This is a genomic window from Phycisphaerales bacterium, from assembly GCA_035627955.1.
In the GTDB taxonomy this organism is placed as follows: domain Bacteria; phylum Planctomycetota; class Phycisphaerae; order Phycisphaerales; family UBA1924; genus JAEYTB01.
Genome location: DASPKU010000018.1, coordinates 33,446 through 50,891, shown reverse-complemented (window position 1 = coordinate 50,891; position 17,446 = coordinate 33,446). Strand labels below are relative to the sequence as shown.

The 17,446-nt window shown below is 66.6% G+C and carries 17 protein-coding genes; 9 read left to right on the top strand and 8 right to left on the bottom strand.

The features are described from left to right. The first annotated feature begins 22 nt into the window (after window positions 1-22). From VD997_14685 to VD997_14650, 8 genes are all read left to right on the top strand, one after another. Window positions 23-1,201, top strand: coding sequence for an alpha/beta hydrolase-fold protein (locus tag VD997_14685; protein ID HYE63239.1), 1,179 nt, complete (start codon window positions 23-25; stop codon window positions 1,199-1,201). Window positions 1,202-1,356: 155 nt separating this feature from the next. Further along, window positions 1,357-2,517, top strand: a complete 1,161-nt coding sequence (locus VD997_14680) for a glycosyltransferase family 4 protein (GenBank protein ID HYE63238.1) — start codon at window positions 1,357-1,359, stop codon at window positions 2,515-2,517. A 350-nt stretch (window positions 2,518-2,867) separates the two neighbouring features. Then, complete coding sequence (locus VD997_14675) at window positions 2,868-4,121, top strand: IscS subfamily cysteine desulfurase (protein ID HYE63237.1); 1,254 nt, start codon at window positions 2,868-2,870, stop codon at window positions 4,119-4,121. Window position 4,122: 1 nt separating this feature from the next. Beyond that, window positions 4,123-4,542: a hypothetical protein gene (locus tag VD997_14670; GenBank protein ID HYE63236.1), complete on the top strand. Its 420-nt coding sequence runs from the start codon at window positions 4,123-4,125 to the stop codon at window positions 4,540-4,542. Then, window positions 4,539-4,805: a hypothetical protein gene (locus tag VD997_14665; protein HYE63235.1), complete on the top strand. Its 267-nt coding sequence runs from the start codon at window positions 4,539-4,541 to the stop codon at window positions 4,803-4,805. The genes VD997_14670 and VD997_14665 overlap by 4 nt, the downstream gene beginning before the upstream one ends. Before the next feature lie 11 nt (window positions 4,806-4,816). Continuing rightward, window positions 4,817-5,245: a Fe-S cluster assembly scaffold IscU gene (gene iscU / locus VD997_14660; GenBank protein ID HYE63234.1), complete on the top strand. Its 429-nt coding sequence runs from the start codon at window positions 4,817-4,819 to the stop codon at window positions 5,243-5,245. A gap of 87 nt (window positions 5,246-5,332) precedes the next feature. Next, window positions 5,333-5,707 (top strand): iron-sulfur cluster assembly accessory protein, encoded by a 375-nt coding sequence (locus VD997_14655; GenBank protein HYE63233.1) that lies wholly within the window; start codon window positions 5,333-5,335, stop codon window positions 5,705-5,707. A gap of 162 nt (window positions 5,708-5,869) precedes the next feature. After that, complete coding sequence (locus VD997_14650; GenBank protein ID HYE63232.1) at window positions 5,870-6,346, top strand: hypothetical protein; 477 nt, start codon at window positions 5,870-5,872, stop codon at window positions 6,344-6,346. 9 nt (window positions 6,347-6,355) lie between these two features. Here the strand turns inward: VD997_14650 and VD997_14645 are convergent, their stop codons facing one another. The 5 genes from VD997_14645 to VD997_14625 form a co-directional block, all read right to left on the bottom strand. Further along, on the bottom strand, window positions 6,356-7,675 hold the full coding sequence (locus tag VD997_14645; protein HYE63231.1) for a S8 family serine peptidase: 1,320 nt from the start codon (window positions 7,673-7,675) through the stop codon (window positions 6,356-6,358). 356 nt (window positions 7,676-8,031) lie between these two features. Continuing rightward, window positions 8,032-8,649, bottom strand: coding sequence for a hypothetical protein (locus tag VD997_14640; GenBank protein HYE63230.1), 618 nt, complete (start codon window positions 8,647-8,649; stop codon window positions 8,032-8,034). A 101-nt stretch (window positions 8,650-8,750) separates the two neighbouring features. After that, a complete protein-coding gene (locus VD997_14635; GenBank protein HYE63229.1) occupies window positions 8,751-9,482 on the bottom strand; it encodes a PEP-CTERM sorting domain-containing protein in 732 nt (243 codons plus the stop codon). A gap of 375 nt (window positions 9,483-9,857) precedes the next feature. Then, window positions 9,858-11,015 carry a PQQ-dependent sugar dehydrogenase gene (locus tag VD997_14630; protein HYE63228.1) on the bottom strand — a complete coding sequence of 386 codons (1,158 nt, stop codon included), beginning with the start codon at window positions 11,013-11,015 and terminating at the stop codon, window positions 9,858-9,860. A gap of 141 nt (window positions 11,016-11,156) precedes the next feature. Then, window positions 11,157-12,140, bottom strand: coding sequence for a hypothetical protein (locus VD997_14625; GenBank protein HYE63227.1), 984 nt, complete (start codon window positions 12,138-12,140; stop codon window positions 11,157-11,159). Between the two features lie 186 nt (window positions 12,141-12,326). Between VD997_14625 and VD997_14620 the strand changes: the two genes are divergently transcribed. After that, entirely contained in the window at window positions 12,327-13,937 is a 1,611-nt protein-coding gene (locus tag VD997_14620) for a CHRD domain-containing protein (GenBank protein ID HYE63226.1), read from the top strand. Between the two features lie 138 nt (window positions 13,938-14,075). On the opposite strand, the gene VD997_14615 is transcribed toward VD997_14620, so the two are convergent. From VD997_14615 to VD997_14605, 3 genes are all read right to left on the bottom strand, one after another. After that, window positions 14,076-14,645 (bottom strand): PEP-CTERM sorting domain-containing protein, encoded by a 570-nt coding sequence (locus tag VD997_14615; protein HYE63225.1) that lies wholly within the window; start codon window positions 14,643-14,645, stop codon window positions 14,076-14,078. Between the two features lie 122 nt (window positions 14,646-14,767). Then, window positions 14,768-15,745, bottom strand: coding sequence for a thioredoxin-disulfide reductase (gene trxB, locus VD997_14610; protein ID HYE63224.1), 978 nt, complete (start codon window positions 15,743-15,745; stop codon window positions 14,768-14,770). A 93-nt stretch (window positions 15,746-15,838) separates the two neighbouring features. Continuing rightward, a complete protein-coding gene (locus VD997_14605) occupies window positions 15,839-17,443 on the bottom strand; it encodes a hypothetical protein (protein HYE63223.1) in 1,605 nt (534 codons plus the stop codon). Window positions 17,444-17,446 lie beyond the last annotated feature (3 nt).

Here is a 17,446-nt window from a genome sequence, read left to right as displayed (position 1 = left end):
TCGTGCGCGGTACGATCTGGCCATGACGACCACTCTCTCGCGCACACTGGCCGCGCTGGCTGCCCTGATGTCCGCCACCCTTGCCCACGCGATCACGGTGCAGGTAGTGCTCAAGGTACCGGCGGACACGCCGCCGTCGGATTCGGTGTACCTCGCGGGCTCGCTGCCCACCGTCGGCGGATGGAAGGCCGATGGCCTCCGCCTCTTCCGCGACCCCGCCAACCCCACCACCACCTTCACCGGAGAGTTCGAGGCCGACCCCGGCCAGACTCTCGACTTCAAGTTCACCCGCGGCAGCTGGGCCACGGTCGAGAAGAACGCCGACGGCTCCGACCGCCCCAACCGCTCCTTCGCGATCAAGAACGACACCAAGGTCCTCGAGGCCACCGTTGTGCGGTGGGGCGAGGGCAGCGCCAGCCCCAGCAGCATCGTCGGCCGCCTCAGCATGGACCTGCTGCTCTCCGAGCACCTCAAGGGCTCGCGGATGCTCCGCGTGTGGCTGCCGCCCAGCTACTACAAGGACCCGCAGGCGACCTTCGACGTGCTGTACATGCACGACGGCCAGAACTGCTTCGACGCGGCGACCAGCACGATCGGCAAGGAGTGGCGCATCGACGAGACGCTCACGCAGCTGATCACCGCCGGCAAGGTGCGCCCGATGGTGGTGGTCGCGATCGATCACGGCGGGAAGGCCCGCACCGACGAGTACAGCTTCGCCCCCGACACCCAGCGCAACGCTGGTGGCAAGGGCGACGTGTACGGGAAGTTCCTGCTCGAGGAGGTCATGCCCTTCATCGCCTCCAACTACCGCGTGAAGGGCGGCCCCGAGCACACCTTCATCGGCGGCTCCTCCCTGGGCGCGCTCGTCTCCCTCGAGCTGGCCCGCCGTCACCCCGGCGTCTTCGGCGGCGTCATCGCGATGTCACCCGCGCTCCAGTGGGACAACGAATCGCTGACCGCGGCGCTGGAGAAGTCCCAGTCCCCCTTCAAGGGCCCGCGCGTGTGGCTGGACATGGGCACCAGAGAGGCCATGGCGGGCGGCACGTCCGAGAAGTTCGTGGCCATGGCGCAGCGCCTGAGCGCCGTCCTCAAGGGCGCAGGCATCGAGCACAAGCTCACCATCGCCGACGGCGCGGAGCACAACGAGGGCGCCTGGGCCGAGCGGTTCGATGACGCCATCCTCTACCTCGCGCCTCCCTGAGACTTTCACAAACTCCGAAGGATCGTGCCGCCACCTCCATCCGTATGGGGCAGGTCGTCCCACCTGACCCCTGTCGTCCCATCTGTTTCGCCAGTTGATAACCTCCGCTTCTCTACTGTTCGCCCACTTCACCGCCGCAACGAGGACACCGGCGTTTGCCGATACCCAGCCCGATCCATGTCGTCATCCAGCAGCCAAGCCTGGCGCGCTACCGCGTCCCGGTCTACCGCGAGCTTGCGCACCGCCCGGGCATCGACCTGCACCTCCTCTACGGCCACGACCCGCTGATCCCAAACGTTGAGCCCGAGGGGTTCAAAGGCACGCTGGTCCCTTTCACGCCGATTGGCCTGCCGGGCTCTGTAGCTTTGTGGCACAAGGCGCAGTACTCGCACGCCACCCTCAAGCGGGCTGACGTCGTCATCCTCTCGTGGAGCTCGCGTTTCCTCAGCCTCGTGCCCGCCCTGATCCGCGCCCGCCGCAACGGGGTCGGCACCATCCTCTGGGGGCACGGCTACTCCAAGACCGAGACGGGCTGGCGCGCCGACACCCGCCGCCGCATCGCCGACATGGGCACGGCCCTCCTCTTCTACAACCGCACGGCCGCGAGCGCCTACATCGCCGGGGGCGCCTCCAGCCCCGAGCGCGTCTTCGTCGCACTCAACAGTCTCGACCAGACGCCCATCCGAGCCGCCCGCGACGCCTGGCTGAACAACCCGCAGCGCCTCGCCGCATTCCAGGCGACCAACGACCTCGTGGGCACTCAGACCATCCTCTACGTCTCGCGCTTCGACCCCGCGAACCGCCTCGACCTGCTCCTCCGCGCCGCCGCGAAGCTCGCGCCGGACCTCCCGCGCCTGCGCGTCGCCCTCATCGGCAAAGGCCAGGGTCAGGACGAGGTTCGCGCCCTCGCGGACACCCTGGGCATCGCCGACCGTGTCCGCTTCCTCGGGGCCATCTACGAGGAGGACTCCCTCGCCCCCTGGTTCCTCTCCAGCCAGGTCTTCTGCTACCCCGCCAACATCGGCCTGAGCATCCTGCACGCCTTCGGTTACTCGCTGCCGGTCATCACCAGCGACAAGCGGGAGCAGCAGAACCCCGAGATCGAGTCCCTCCGGCATGGCCACAACGGCCTGGTCTACCCGGACGGCGACGCTGAAGCCCTCACCCAGGCCCTCCGCCAGCTCCTGACCGACGACGCCCTCCGCGCCCGCCTCAGTTCGGGGGCACTGGCGACTGTCGAGACCGAGTTCTGCCTCCCCAGGATGGTGGATGGGATGGAGGCGGCAATCCGCTACGCCGCGGCCAAGGCCCGGTAACACGCAAAAATCTCCCGCGCTTTATTGGCCGCGGGCCGATCCCTGTGGCAGCTTTCATGCGGCGTCTTTGCGCCCGTGGAGGTTCCCCCGATGACGACCATCAAGCTTCTCGTCCTCTCTTGGATCGACGCGTTCAAGGCGACCGAGCCCAAGGATTCCTACCTGCTGCAGTAGCATTCACCTGCCTCAACTGGTGACCCTGACGCCGCCCGAGAGCGGCGTTTTTCATGCGCATGCGGACTGACCAAGGAAACAGCGGGCTGGCGTCAAAAGCACGCGAAATCGCAATAGGCGTGAACAGCGTTCTAGAACGATTCTAAAACTCAGCCCGCGCCTAGAATCCTCCCGCTATGGCAAACCCCGCCCCCGCTCAGGCTCCCATCTATCTTGACCACGCCGCCACCACCCCCACCGACCCTCGGGTGGTGGAGGCGATGCTCCCCTACTTCACCCAGGTGTTCGGGAACCCCGGCAGCCGCAACCATCGGTTCGGCTGGGAGGCCGAGGCCGCGGTGGACAAGGCGCGTGAGCAGGTCGCAAAGCTCATCGGCGCCGACGAAAAGGAGGTCGTGTTCACCTCCGGCTCCACCGAGGCCAACAACATCGCCATCAAGGGCGCGGCCTACATGTACGAGAAGGCCCCGGCCGGCTCCGGCCAGCCGCGCGGGCACATCATCTCCTGCATCATCGAGCACAAGGCGGTGCTGGACCCGTGCAAGCGGCTGCAGAAGGAGGGGTTCGACGTCACCTTCCTGGAGCCGGGCAAAGACGGCATCGTCACGGCGGAGATGGTGAAGAGCGCGATGCGCGAGGACACCATCCTCGTGACCATCATGTGGGCCAACAACGAGATCGGGACGATCAACGAGGTGCCGGCCATCGGCGCCCTGTGCCACGAGAAGGGCGTGATCTTCCACACCGACGCCACCCAGTGGGTCGGCAAGATGCCGGTGGACGTGAACAGGGACAACGTCGACCTGCTCAGCATGAGCGCCCACAAGATGTACGGGCCCAAGGGCGTGGGGGCGCTGTACGTGCGGCGGCGCAAACCGCGGGTGCGGCTGACGGCGCTGGTGGACGGTGGCGGGCAGGAGCGCGGCTTCCGCTCGGGCACGCTCAACGTGCCGGGGATCGTCGGCTTCGGCAAGGCCGCGGAGATCGCGCTGGCGGAGATGGACAAGGACGCGACCCGCCTGCTCGCCCTGCGGCAGCGGCTGGAGCAGAAGGTGACGAGCGCGCTGGACACCTGCGCCGTCAACGGCCACCGCGAGAAGCGGCTCCCGCACATCACGAACATCTCCTTCGGCTTCGTCGAGGGCGAGAGCCTGATGATGGCGGTCAAGGAGATCGCGTGCTCCAGCGGCTCCGCGTGCACCAGCGCCAGCCTCGAGCCCAGCTACGTGCTCAAGGGCTTGGGCGTGGGCGACGACCTCGCCCACTCCTCGCTGCGGCTGAGCATGGGCAAGTGGACCACGCAGGAGCAGGTGGACCACGCCGCGGAGCGAATCATCGAGTCGGTCAAGAAGCTCCGCGAGCTGAGCCCGCTGTACGACATGCACAAGGAAGGGATCGACCTCTCCAAGGTTGTGTGGGGGGTGCACTGAGTTGGGGACCCAGCACCCCAGGGCGAAGGACTGGCTCCGGCTTGCGCAGATGACGCGCGAGGACGCGGAGCTCCTGCGCCGTGACGGGCGCGCGCGATCGTCAGCGAGCCGGTTCTACTACGCGTGCTACCAGGCGGCGCACGCCATCATGCTGTGCACGCCGGCTCAGGCGGACCTTCCCGCTCAGGGCAACTGGGATCACCGTGCGACTATCAACGGTGTCGTGGCCGTGCTGAGGCGTTACGCCTCGGTGAGCCAGACCTCGGCACAGACCCTCCGCGTACGATTGCGCGAGGTGTACATGGCGCGGGTGCAGTCGGACTATGGGCCTGAGGGAACGGTTTCGGTGGAGCAGATTGAAGATTGCAAGGCCACAGCGGTTGCGTTGGTGCATTACGCAGGCAGGATGGTGGCGTCATGACCCCGAGCTTCGTGCCCGACAAGACGAAGGTGGCTGAGGCCGTGGACGCGGTCCGGAAGTCCCGCCGCGATGTGCTGGACCGTTTTCACCTGCAGCTGTTCGAAGACCGGCTGGAGCTGTCGTTCGGGATCTGGATCCTTCCCGCCATTCATCATGCCAATGGGCCGTTCGACGGCTATGACATGGCCCGGGCAGTGACAGATATCCAGCGTGACATCGAGGAACGATCCGGGCAAGAAGTAACAGTGTTCCTGGAACACTGAGGAAGGCAGAAATGGCATACTCCCAGAAGATCATCGAGCACTACGAGAAGCCCCGCAACGTGGGCAACTTCGGAACCCAGGCCGAGATGAAGGCCCGCAAGGACGTGGGCGTCGGCCTCGTCGGCGCGCCCGAGTGCGGCGACGTCATGCAGCTCCAGATCAAGGTCAACGAGCAGACCGGCAGGATCGAGGATGCCAAGTTCAAGTGCTTCGGCTGCGGCTCGGCCATCGCCAGCTCCTCCGTCGCCACCGAGTGGCTCAAGGGCAAGAGCCTGGACGAGGGCCTCGCGATCCGCAACACCCAGATCGTCGAGGAGCTCAGCCTGCCCCCGGTCAAGATCCACTGCTCCGTGCTGGCCGAGGACGCCATCCGGGCCGCGATCAATGACTACAAGGCCAAGAACAACCTGCCCATTGAGCAGCCCGAGCACGCCCACTGAGACCGTAGCTGACTCCAAACAGGGGCGGTATCCCGGGAATCCAGACCCGGACAGACCGCGTACTGTTGGATAGAAGGAGCCCGAGATATGTCCACAACCACCACCCTGCCCCAGCAGTCCGATGCCGTGACCGGTGTCATCCTGAGCGAGACCGCGGCCAAGGAGATCCACCACATCATCAAGGACCAGGAACTGGACGCCGAGAAGGTGTGCCTCCGGGTCGGTGTGAAGGGCGGGGGCTGCTCCGGGTTCAGCTACCTGCTGGACCTCACCGAGAGCCGCAAGGACACCGACGAGGTGTTCACCCAGCACGGTATCCGGGTGATCGTGGACCCCAAGAGCCTGCTGTACCTGAACGGCGTCACGGTCGACTTCAAGGACGAGGTGATGGGCCGGGGCTTCGTGTTCAACAACCCCAACGCGACCAGCTCCTGCGGGTGCGGGTCCAGCTTCAGCGTCTAAGAGCCCTAAAGTGCTGATGAAAGAGGGCCGGTTCAGCCGGCCCCCTTGCAATTGTGGCCTTGTGGACCCTTGCCGCCCCCGCTACGCTCGTTTGGCGCTTGGGCGCGCCGTGCCGCTCGCCCGGAGCCGCCAGGCTGGAACTTGGAACCCGGAATCAGGACGATGAGCCAGTCCGCCACACCGCTGGAGACCGCCCACGGGTACTCGCCGCCCACGGTGACCCAGTTCAGTGTCTTCCTCACGAACAAGGTCGGCAAGCTGCACGACCTGGTCAAGGCCTTCGAGGGCTCGGGCACGCAGATCTGCGCGATCTCGGTGCACGAGGCCAGCGATCATGCCGTTGTCCGCATCATCACCAACAACGAGGACCTCGCCAAGGAGGTGCTGCACAACGAGCACCTGCCCTACAGCCAGCGCGATGTGCTCGTGGTTGAGATCGGCACGCGCCAGAGCCTCTCGAGCATGTGCCTGTGCCTGCTCGCGGCCGAGCTGAGCATCCACTTCGCCTACCCGCTGATGCTGCGCTCCAGCACCGCCCCCACCATCGCCCTCGCCGTGGACGACCTCACGCTCGCGGGGCAGATCCTGCGGCGGAAGGAGTACCGGCTGCTGGGCGAGGCGGACCTGCAGGGTCGCTGAGCGTCCGACCTAGGGCCGGTCGGCGACGAGGTCCTTGAACTCGTTGCGACGCATGAAGCCCTGCACGGCTTGTGGGTCCTTCTCGTCAATCAGCGCGTCCCCCGTCACGTCCATCGGGCGCAGGAGGAACTCGTAGACCTCGTCCATGCTGAAGGCCTGCGGGTTGAAGTCCCCCAGCTGCATCGAACTGGCGTGCTGACGGATGATGGCGTTCCACATGGCGCGCCGAACGTTCAGGCGCCCGCGCCCGGAGAACGAGTCCTCGCCGGGCGGGCCGACGTCGTCCGCCGCCGCGAGGAGCACCTGCTCGACCTCGCCCGCGAGGAGCGAGGGAGCGACGCTGCGGATGAGGCCCATGGCCGCGGCGACCTGCGGCGCGGCGAAGCTCACGCCCTCGTTGACGCCGTACTCGCCGCCGATCGTGGTCATGCGGATGCCGTGGGCCGGCGCGGCGATGTCGACGCCGCCCCCGATGCTCGAGCAGAGAGTGGGGTTCACGACCGAGCACCAGCGTTCGTCGTTGACGCCCGTGCCGCTGACCACGGTGATGTTGGGGTGGTCGAAGGTGGCGGCGGTGTCGACGCCGCGGTTGTCCATGGACCACACGAGCACCACGTTGCGGGAGCGCATGGTGGCGCCGAGGGTGTCCACCAGCGGCTCCTCCACCCCAGAGAAACTGACGGAGATGACCTTCGCGCCGTTGGCGGACGCCCACATGGCGCCGTTCTGGATGCTGCCGAAGGAGCCGCCCGTGCCCGAGGTGTTGGTGGCGCGGATGGGCATGAGCCGCAGGTTCCACGCGACCCCCGAGATGCCGAGGTTATTGTTGCCCACCGCGCCGAGCACGCCGGCGACGCCGGTGCCGTGCCCGTTCGCATCGAGCGTGATCGTGTTCCAGGGCGGATTGATGGTCTGCGGGCGGGGCGGTGCACAGTACGAGCAGTACCCCAGGACCATGTTGCTGGCGAGGTCGGGGTGGGTGAAGTCCACGCCGGTGTCGATGACGGCGACGATGACCTCGGGCGAGCCGGCAGAGATGTCCCACGCCGCGGGCGCGGAGATGCGCCCCAGATGCCACTGCGACTCGAACCACGGATCGTCGGGGATGACCTGGTGCGCCTGAACGGGATACAGAATCCAGTCGGGCCGGACCCACTCGTACAGGCCGGACTCGAGCAGCATCGCGCCCAGGGAGTCCTCCGTGTAGCCGGGCGGGATGGTGATGAAGTACTCGTCAACGTGCGCGACGTACTCGTGCGTGAAGGTGCGGGCGAGGGTGCGGGCCTGGCTGTCACGGGAGCGCGCTTCGTGCGGGGGCAACTCGCTCATGCTGTCGAGAGGCCAGGGGCGCACGATGAGTCGGCCGGAGAAGTCCTTGACCCCGGGCTGCGCGCGGAATGGCGGGCCCCAGGGGCCGAGGTTGGCAGGAGCGTCGGTGTTCGGCTGCGCTGGCGCGTGCGGCGACATAGCGCCCATCGCGAGGAGCAGTGAACAGATGCTCGGTGTGCCCAGCCTCACTCTCTCTACCCCAGCTCCCCCGAACCAGCGCGAATTGCAGCAGAAAACCGGTGTTCTGTCAATGAAGTTCTGGCCAGTCTGACACAATGTTGAGTGATCAGAGCAGAAAAAAACTCCGGCCCGCTGAGGGGCCGGAGTTCGATTGGAAACATGCGGTGATGTGCGATTCAGCGCCGACGACGGCGGGCGGAGGCGATGAGGCCGGCCCCGGCGAGCAGCGTCGCTGCGGCGGGCGTGGGGACGATCTCGATCTCGATGCGGGTCTTCTCGTTCCAGCGGCCGCTGAGGGCGGCGCTCATGTTGTTCACGAGCGTGAGCTGGAGGCTGTTCATTGAGATGCCGTTGCGGACAGCGATCGCGGACCACGGAATGGGCGAGCCCGTGCCGTTCGTGACGACGAGCGGGTCTTGGAACTGCGGGAAGTCCGGGACGTTGAGGTCGCGGACGAAGAGGCTGCCGCTGATCACGTTGCCGCTCGTGTGGGAGCGGTTGCCGAACTCGCGGATGATCACGCCGGTGATCGGGCCGTTGATGGCGGCGATGGTGACCTGGAGGGTGTCGGTCTTCGGGCTGTTGAAGGTGGCGCCAAAGTTGGAGGGCGTGAAGATGAATGTATTGCCGGCGATGACCGGGTTGCCGAAGTAGCCGCTGTTGGTGTAACCGTTGGACCAGGTGAAGTCGAGCGCGGTGCCCGACGGGTTGGTCCATTGGACGATGGCGTGGGCCGCGGGGGCGATGGTGAAGGCCACCACCGCGACGCCGGCCAGCCTGACGATTGCGTTCATCTCTCTTCTCTCCATCCGTCTACAGGTGTTCCGAGAACAAACGGGTTTGAGCAAGAGCGAACCCCGCCGTCAGCAAGCGGGTTTCGCCAAGGGCGACAGGATCAGCGGCGGCGGCGGCTGGCCAGGCCGAGACCGGCGAGGCCGAGGAGCGCTGCGGCCGAGGGGGCCGGGACGATGCTCAGAGAGAAGGAGCCCTGCGTGTTCGGCAGGGTGATGATGGAGGCCGTCTCGCCCGGGGCGGAGATGGCGATGATGGTGTTGGTGAAGATGAGGTCGAGGCTGGTCACCGGCGGGAAGCCGAAGAGCGAGAAGTCGACCGTGGAGCCGCCGTACCAGGTGCCGTACTGGTCAGCGTCCATGCCCACGACGGGCATGGTGGTAGCGTTGCCGGCCGAGCCCGCGTCGGGGGCGACGACCGTCGAGAACGCGTCGCTGACGGTGCGGGGGGAGTTGCGGTCGTTGATCGTGAGGTTGCCCTGCACGTCGACCGACGAGTTGGAGCCGTAGACGTAGTAGTTGCCCTGCGAGGCGAAGATCACCTCGGTGAAGAACCGGCCGGGCTGAGCGTGCACGGTCACGCGGAGCGTGTCGCTCTTGGTGATCTGGCCGCCGTTGGACGCGGCGGCGTCGAAGTTCTCGTTGGTGACGAAGAAGAACGTGTCACCGATGACGGTCACGTTGCTTCCGAACAGGCCGTTATCGCTGCGCCCGTTCTGCCAGGAGAGCACGGTGTTGCTGCCGTTGGGGACGTTCCAGGGAACATCGGCCCGAGCAGTCGTCACCCCCGACGCGACCACCAGACCAGCAACCAGCATCAACCCATTGAGCTTCATGTGTCTCTCTCTTTCTGCCCTTGCGGGCAGCACCTCTTGAATCGCGGCTTGCCGTCTCACCCGTGGCCGGCGGTTTGGAAACAGGCCATGAGCGAACCTTGGACCGCGAAAGTCGTCTCTCAGGGGAGGTTTTTACCAGACAGGGGGGCGGAAGGGAAGTGGTGTTTTGAGAAATGCCACCAAGTTTCTGGATTTTGTCGGCGAGGATCCTGTAAGGGTGCGGAGCGGCGAAACTTGCGCATTCCGGTTCTTTCGAGGTTTTTTTCTGAACGGAGGCTGGGTGCCGCGCCAGTTCGCGCTGGCTTGCGGCGACCGGAATGAAAACACCCCCTCCAAAGGAGGGGGTGTTGCCGGGGAAGCAAACCGTAAGCTGTTTCAGGATAAAGGCTTAAGCCGCACGATGCGATCGTCGGTCTCGCCGGCGCGCCCGCGCCCGTCGCGGTTGCTGGTGGAGAAGTAGATGAACCCATCCGGACCCACGGTGATCGCCCGCACCCGCCCGTAGCCGGTCAGCAGGGTGTCATCGGAGGTCACCTTGCTGCCGTCGAGGGTGATGCAGCGGATCTGCTGCCCCAACAGGCACGCGGCGAGGTACTTGCCCTTGAGCTCGGGGAACTTTTCCCCGTCGTAGAAGCAGCCGCCGCCGGGGGCCATGGTGGGCCGACGCCACAGGACCAGGGGCGACTCCATCCCCTCCTTCTTCTGGTCATAGAAGATCTCGGGCCAGCCGTAGTTCTTGCCCTTCTGGATGTGGTTGAACTCGTCGCCACCGCCAGCGGGGCGGGAGCCATCGCGTACCTCGCCGGAGGGGCCGTGCTCGGTGGAGAAGAGCTCCTTGGTGTCGGGGTGCCAGTCGAAGCCCTGCGGGTTGCGGTTGCCGAGGGTCCATATCTCGGGGCGGGCGCCCTCGGTCTTCACGAAGGGGTTGTCATCGGGAGCGGTGCCGTCGTCATTGACGCGGAGGAATTTGCCGCCAAGGTCCTTGAGGTCCTGGGCGCGGTCCTGCTCGAACATTTCGCCGGTGGAGATGTAGAGCTTGCCGTCGGGGCCGAAGGCGATCTGGCAGCCGGAGTGATTGCCCTTCACGCCGATGCCCGACACGATGACCTTGTCCTGCTGGAGCGTCGAGCCGGTGTCTACGTAGCGGACCACGCGCACGTCCCTCCCCTCCCCCTTGTAACCGAAGGCGAGGTAGACGTACTTGTTGGTCTTGTAGTCCGGGTGCAGGCACATGCCCATGAGGCCGGTCTCGCTGGCGACCAGCACGTCCGGGACGGTGAAGTAGGGTTCTTCCCGCAGCTTGCCGTTCTCGTACACGCGGACGCGCCCCGCGCGCTCGGTGAAGAACATGCGGCCGGCAGGGTCGAACACGATGGCCCACGGCACCTTGACCCCGGTCACTACGTCCTCGGCCTGATGGCGGAAGTCGATGCCGGTCTTGGAAAGCGTCTGGGGCTTGGCGGCGGGCGCGTTGGTCTGGCCGCACGCGGCGGTGGTTCCGGCGAGAAGCAGGAGGAGGCAGAGGGTCTTCATCGATGGGCTCCGCGGGGTTCAGTGAGAAGTGAGGGGAAATGGTAAGCAGGCGGGGAGCGGTGTACCGCCGCGCAAGGGTGACGTCGTATGCAGGGACGCGCTGAGGGCGCGAGCGTTCGATCGCTTGCGCGATCGGCTCTTTCAGGCTGCGCGGAGCAGCCAGACGTTGATGCCCGCGTACGCCAGCGTGAAGACAAAGAAGGAGAGGCGGTCGAGGCGGGCGCACGCTGCTTCCTTGCCGGCCTGGAACAGCCGCAGCGAGATGATCGACTGGATGATGCTGGTCACGATGAAGCCGATCGCGATCATGACGACCTTGTCGGCGAGGGTGACCTGGTTGCCGTCTGGCAGGCTGGAGCTGATGACGTAGGCGGAGGCCATGGCCGCGAAGACGGCGCCGACGCCCAGGCCGAAACGGGGGTCAAGGTCGATCGGCTTGATGTTGAAGGCGAGGATGGCGACGAAGACGCTGAGGTAGAGGCTCCAGAACATCTTGATGGGGTAGCCGATGCCGGGGCGGTCGACCGGGACCTGGAGCGTGAAGCGGGCGTAGCTGCTCTTGCCGTCCTCGGGCTGCGCGGGGTCCCCGAAGGTACTGGCGTAGTTGTGGGTGGCGACGACCGCGGCAGTGGTGCCGATGCGCCAGCCCGCGAGAGCGATGGACTCCTGGAGCTTGCTGTTGCGGGCGTCGGGCACGTATCGGATGACCTCGATGCCGTCGCTGGTCTCCTCGACGGAGATCTCGAGGGTGTGGTCATCGATGGGGAAGCGGGTGACGTCGAACTCCTGGGTGATGCGGGCGCGGACCTTAGCGCACTGGTAGTGCACGCCGCCCTCACCCCCCACCACCGTCTCCTCATTCTCGAGCCCCTCGACCTGCCCGCCGACGACCTCGAACTTCTTCAGGGGGTTGAGGTCCTTGTCGCCCTTCCAGCGGAACCACAGCCAGAACACGGCCGTGAACTGGCGGTCTTTGAGGGAAGGATCGTCGAGCTGCACGACGTACATGCCGACGGTGACGTCGGTGTGGGGCGACGGGGGTGTTGTCTGGGCGAGGGCGCTCGGGTGAGCGAGCAGGATTGAGAGCAGCAGGATGAGGGCGCCAAGGGCGCGGGTCAGGGGCATGGGGGCCCATGGTACCGGAGAGCGGGAATCCGGACCAACAGGGGTGGCGTCCGATGTGTCGCACCAGGGCGGTTCCTTGCACGATCTTCGCGGAAAACAGCGCGGGAGTCGCAATGGCGGGGCGTGCAGATCACATGGGAATCCGCAGACCTTGCGGTACCATGCCGCCTTACAGGAGGACCACTCATGGGGATCAGGACCATTGCACTTCGTACGTTCGCGCCGGCCGCTCTGGCGCTGGCTGCCCTTGCACCGATGGCTGACGCGGAGATATACACCCGCGTGGCGGTGTTGAGCGCGATGCAGGAGGTGCCCACCAACGCGTCCACCGCGCAGGGCTACGGGCGCTTCGTGATCGACACCGTCGCGAACACGATGAGCTACCGGATCGTGTACGCGGGCCTCACCAGCGCAGAGACGGCCGCCCACATCCACGGCATGAGCGACCCCGGGGTGAACTCGGGCGTGGTGCATGCCCTCCCCTCGGGCCCGGTGAAGGTGGGCGTGTGGAACTACGCCGAGGCCCAGGAGAACGACATCCTCAACGGGCGCACCTACGTCAACGTGCACACGACGAACTTCGGCGGCGGCGAGATCCGCGGCCAGATTGTGTCGGGGCATGCGGAGCTCGATACCGGCCAGGAGGTGCCCCCGTTGGCGCTGCCTGGGCGCGGGTTCGCGCTGTTCAACATCGATGCCACGGCGAACACGCTGCGGTACTACATCTCTTACGGCGGCCTCGCGTCTGCGGAGACAGCCGCGCACATCCACGGGTTCAGCATGCCGGGGACCAGTTCGGGCGTGCTGCACGGGCTCCCCGCAGCCAACCCCAAGGTGGGCGTGTGGAACTACACGGAGGCGCAGGAGCAGCGGATCATCGACGGGATGACATACGTCAACATCCACACCGTCAACAATGGCGGGGGCGAGCTGCGTGGACAAATCGTGTTCAGCGTGAACCCGATCGACGGGCAGCAGGAGGTCGGGCCGGTGACGACGCCCGCCACGGGCGGGGCCCTGATCTCGCTGGACCGGGCGAACAACATTCTCGGGTACGACATCCGGCGCCTGAGCCTCTCGAGCAACGAGACGGCGGCGCACATCCATGGCTACGCCCCGGTGGGCGCGAACGCCGGCGTGGTGCACACGCTGCCGGCGGGCAGCCCCAAGCGCGGGACGTGGACCTTCGGCGCGGCCAATGCCGCGGCGGTGCTCGATGCCAGCACGTACGTGAACATTCACACGGTGAACTTCGGCGGCGGCGAGGTGCGCGGGCAGATCTTCTGGCCCTCGCTCTTCCCCTGCTCGCCACTGGTGACCACCAACCCCACGGACGTCACAGTTACCAGCGGCGGCTCGGCCCAGTTCACGGTGGCGGCCAACCCCCGCGGCGGCGGCGGGCCCAACTACCAGTGGCGGCGCAACGGCTCGCCCCTGAGCAACGCGGCCTCCTTCTCTGGCGTGAACTCCGCGACACTCACCATCAACCCTGCGACCGCGGCCGAGCAGGGCAGCTATGACTGCGTGGTGAGCAACTCCTGCGGCGGCATGGCTAGCACCGCGGCGAAGCTGACCGTTACCGGCGGCTGCCCCGGCAACGAGTGCGGGCCGCAGGACTTCAACGGCGACGGCGACTCGGGCACAGACCAGGACATCGAGGCGTTCTTCGCCTGCCTGGGCGGGAACTGCTGCGACACCTGCTTCTGCCAGGGCAGCGACTTCAACGGTGACGGGGACATCGGCACCGATCAGGACATCGAGGCGTTCTTCCGCGTGCTGGGCGGGACGCCCTGCTGAGGCTGATTGGATCTGAAAACGAGAAGGCCCGGCGCGATGCGCCGGGCCTCTTTTGTTTCCTGAGTTGAGAAGAGAAGAGGTCGGCCCGCGCCGGGCCGAGCGCTCCCCTACGGTCGCGGTTCCTATCGGTAGTGGTTCTTAGCGGCGGCGGCGGGTGGCGAGGCCTGCGAGGCCGGCCGTGAGCATTAGGGCGGCGCTGGGGGCTGGGACGGCGGTGAGGCTGATGGTGAAGGGGGCGCTGTCGGCGAGGAAGCCGGAGGCGTCGCGGAACCGCCACGTCATTGTCTTGATCTCGCCCGGCGTGGTGCTGGTGATGTTCCAGACCGGCATGTGGTGGATGACCGGGGAGCCGAGGACAATCTCGCCGCCCACGGGCAGCGGACCACCGGCGCCGAAGACGTGGATGCCGGGGCTGCTGGAGACGAGGATGGCGCGGATATCAACGCTCGGGGGGAAGACGTCGGTGCCCAGGTGCGGGTGGGCGGTCTCGGCGGAGGTGAAGCCGATATCGGCCGCGGCCCAGCCGTTGACGCCGGCGAACACTGACGGCGGCACGTGCCAGGGCATGGGCTCGCCGTGGGCGTGAACGTGGATGCGGTTGCTGGCGAGGTGCCAGTCGAGCATCATTTCGTTCATGTGGTGGGGTTGGGCGAGGGCGGGAGCCGCGAGGGCTGCGGCGATAGCCGTGGTGAGGGCTGCGGTCTTCATGTGTGCTCTCTCTCGAAGGACGGATGGGGCGCGGCGGAAGGCGCCCCCGGGGCGCATGTCGCGGGTGACACGCGGCTTGCAGGATATCGGCAAGTTGCTGGGACGCAAGGGGTTGCGGCGGGCTAGTCAACGCCCTGCGCGGCGAGCCAGCGCTCGGCGTCGAGGGCGGCCTGGCAGCCCATGCCCGCGGCGGTGATCGCCTGACGGTACTCGGCGTCGGCGACGTCGCCGGCGGCGAAGACGCCGGGGATGTTGGTGTGGCTACCGCGATGCTTGAGGTCGATGTAGCCCTTGTCGGTGAACTCGAGCCCGGTGTCCTTGAGGAACCTGGTCGCGGGCGTGTGGCCGATCGCGATGAAGAGACCCTTCACCGTGAGCTGCGTCTTCTCGCCGGTGACGGTGTCCTGGAGGAGCACACCCTCGATCTTTTCGCCGCCCAGGACGTCGGCCACCTGCTTGTTCCAGTGGACCTTGACGTTGGGGCGGCTGAGCAGCCGCTGCTGCATGATCTTGCTGGCGCGGAAGCTGTCGCGCCGGTGGATGATGTGCACGGTGCTGGCGAACTTGGTGAGATAGGTTGCCTCTTCCATGGCGGTGTCGCCGCCCCCCACCACCGCGAGCTCCTGGTTGCGGAAGATGGGGAGCGCGCCGTCGCAGACAGCGCACGCGGACACGCCGCCGCCGCTGAGGGCCAGCCGCATCTCGTTCTCCAGGCCCAGCCAGTTGGCCTGGGCGCCGGTCGCGATGATCACGGACATGGCCTTCACCGGCGGGCCGCTCTCGGGGTAGAGCGTGAATGGGCGTGTGGAGAAGTCGCAGCGCTTGATGTCGTCTTCGATGATGGTCGTCTTGAGCCGCTCGGCCTGGGCGCGGAAGAGGTCCATCAGCTGCGGGCCCATCACGCCGTGGGGGAAACCGGGGTAGTTCTCAACCTCGGTGGTCAGCATGAGCTGGCCGCCGGGGAGGACGGGGCCGGGGTCCTGGCGGGGGGTGCCGATGTAGACGACGGGGTTGAGCGCGGCTCGGGCGGCGTAGATGGCGGCGGTCCAGCCGGCGGGGCCGGAGCCGATGATGACGACCTTGTGGATGGGATCGGGCATGGGGGAAAGCGAAAAGTAAAAAGCGAAAAGTGAAAATGAGGAGGGCTGTCGCTGTCGGCAGATTGGCCCTTTGAACCTTTGCCCTTTGCCCTTTTACTCGGTCACCTTCAGGTCGCCCCGATCGATCAGGTGCTGGCGGTAGAGGCTGAGGACCGGGGGCCACATGAGGTAGTCAGCGCCCTGCACGACGTCGGTGGTGTTCTGGATGCGGCGGGCGCCGTTGCTGCGCTGATCGGTGCCGATGGAGAAGAGCACCCACACGTCGTTCTGGAGGTTGACCTTGAAGTTGGTTTCGCCGCGGGAGGTGTAGACCTGCATCTCGTGGGGCTTGGCGACATCGCGGGGGTCCTTGGGCTTGGGCATGGGGATGAAGTAGCTGAAGAAGGGCGTGCCGCCGCGTCCGACGGCGGCGTCGTAGTAGTCGATCTCGAGGCGGTCGATCCAGCGGGGGCGGACCGATGCGAGCGTGGGCGGGAGGTTCTTGTTGTGCTCGGCGAAGGCCACGAGGGCGAGGGACATGCGGGTGCCGGCGGCCTCGACCTTTGCCTTCTGACGCATCTCGATCAGCTGTGCCATGTTGGGCGTGGTGGTCTCGACCACTGCGACGCGGGCCCGGTCGAGCTTCTCGTAATCACTCTTGATGTCCCGGAGACGGTCGAAGTAGTGCGTGGTCCAGCGGCGCTGGAAGTCGTTGTGCACAGAGCGCACGCTATCGGCGGCGTCAAAGCCGTTGAGCTGGGCCTTGGCGGCGGACTGGTACTGGGCTGCGACTGAGAACAGCCGCAGGGGGAAGTCGCTCGCACCCAGGCGCGACATCGTGGCGGCGAAGACGTTCTCGTTGATGGCGCCGCGCTCGCCATACAGACGAGCATTGAGCTGCTCGGCGGCGACACGGTTGGCGACCGGGTACTTGATCCGCTCGAGGTTCATGTAGCCCTGCTCGGACTCGGTGAGGCGCTTGATCTGGTCGGGAACCTGGGTGACCTCGTACTTCTGCTGGCCGCGCAGGTCGGTGTAGGCGATGTCGCGGGCCCGCTCCATGGCGTGCGCGATGAGCCCCAAGCCCCAGGCGACCTCCGCGAAGAACTGGCGGTCGGCCATCTGCCGCCCGAAGTACGCGAGGTCGATCATCAGGGTCACCGCGTCGGCGGCTTTTCCCTCTGCGGTGAGGCGGGTCGCCTCGACGTTGGCCAGGGCAGCCATTGCGTCCAGGGCGGGCAGGTACATGTGCTTGGCCGCGGCCAGCAGGGGCGGGTCGCCCAGCTCTGTGTACAGGCCGGTGCGGATGATCTCGGGGCTGACGCCGTCAGCTCCGTAGGGCTGTCCGAAGGCGTACGCCTGCTTCCAGTCGGCCTCGCTGGCCACCTTGTGCAGGGCCTCAAGCACGGCCTTCTGGGCGGGGGCCTGGGCCCACTCGGCGGCCGCCGCGAACTCGGGGCTGTTGGCGGGCATCAGCGCCGCCTTGTCGGGCGTGTTCACGCCCGCGGGGGCCTTGTCCATCTTGGCCAGCAGCGGCAGCAGGATGGTGTCGCTGCGCCTGGTGGCGGAGATGGGGCGGTACTCGTTGTTGACGCGGGAGACGAAGTCCTCCTGAGCCTCTGCGCGTTGCGCGAAGGAGACACCGGGCGCGAGGTCAAGGACTCCCATGGGCAGGAGCGCGGCGGCAGCAAGGACGAACGCACGCATCGGGGTGGTCATGGC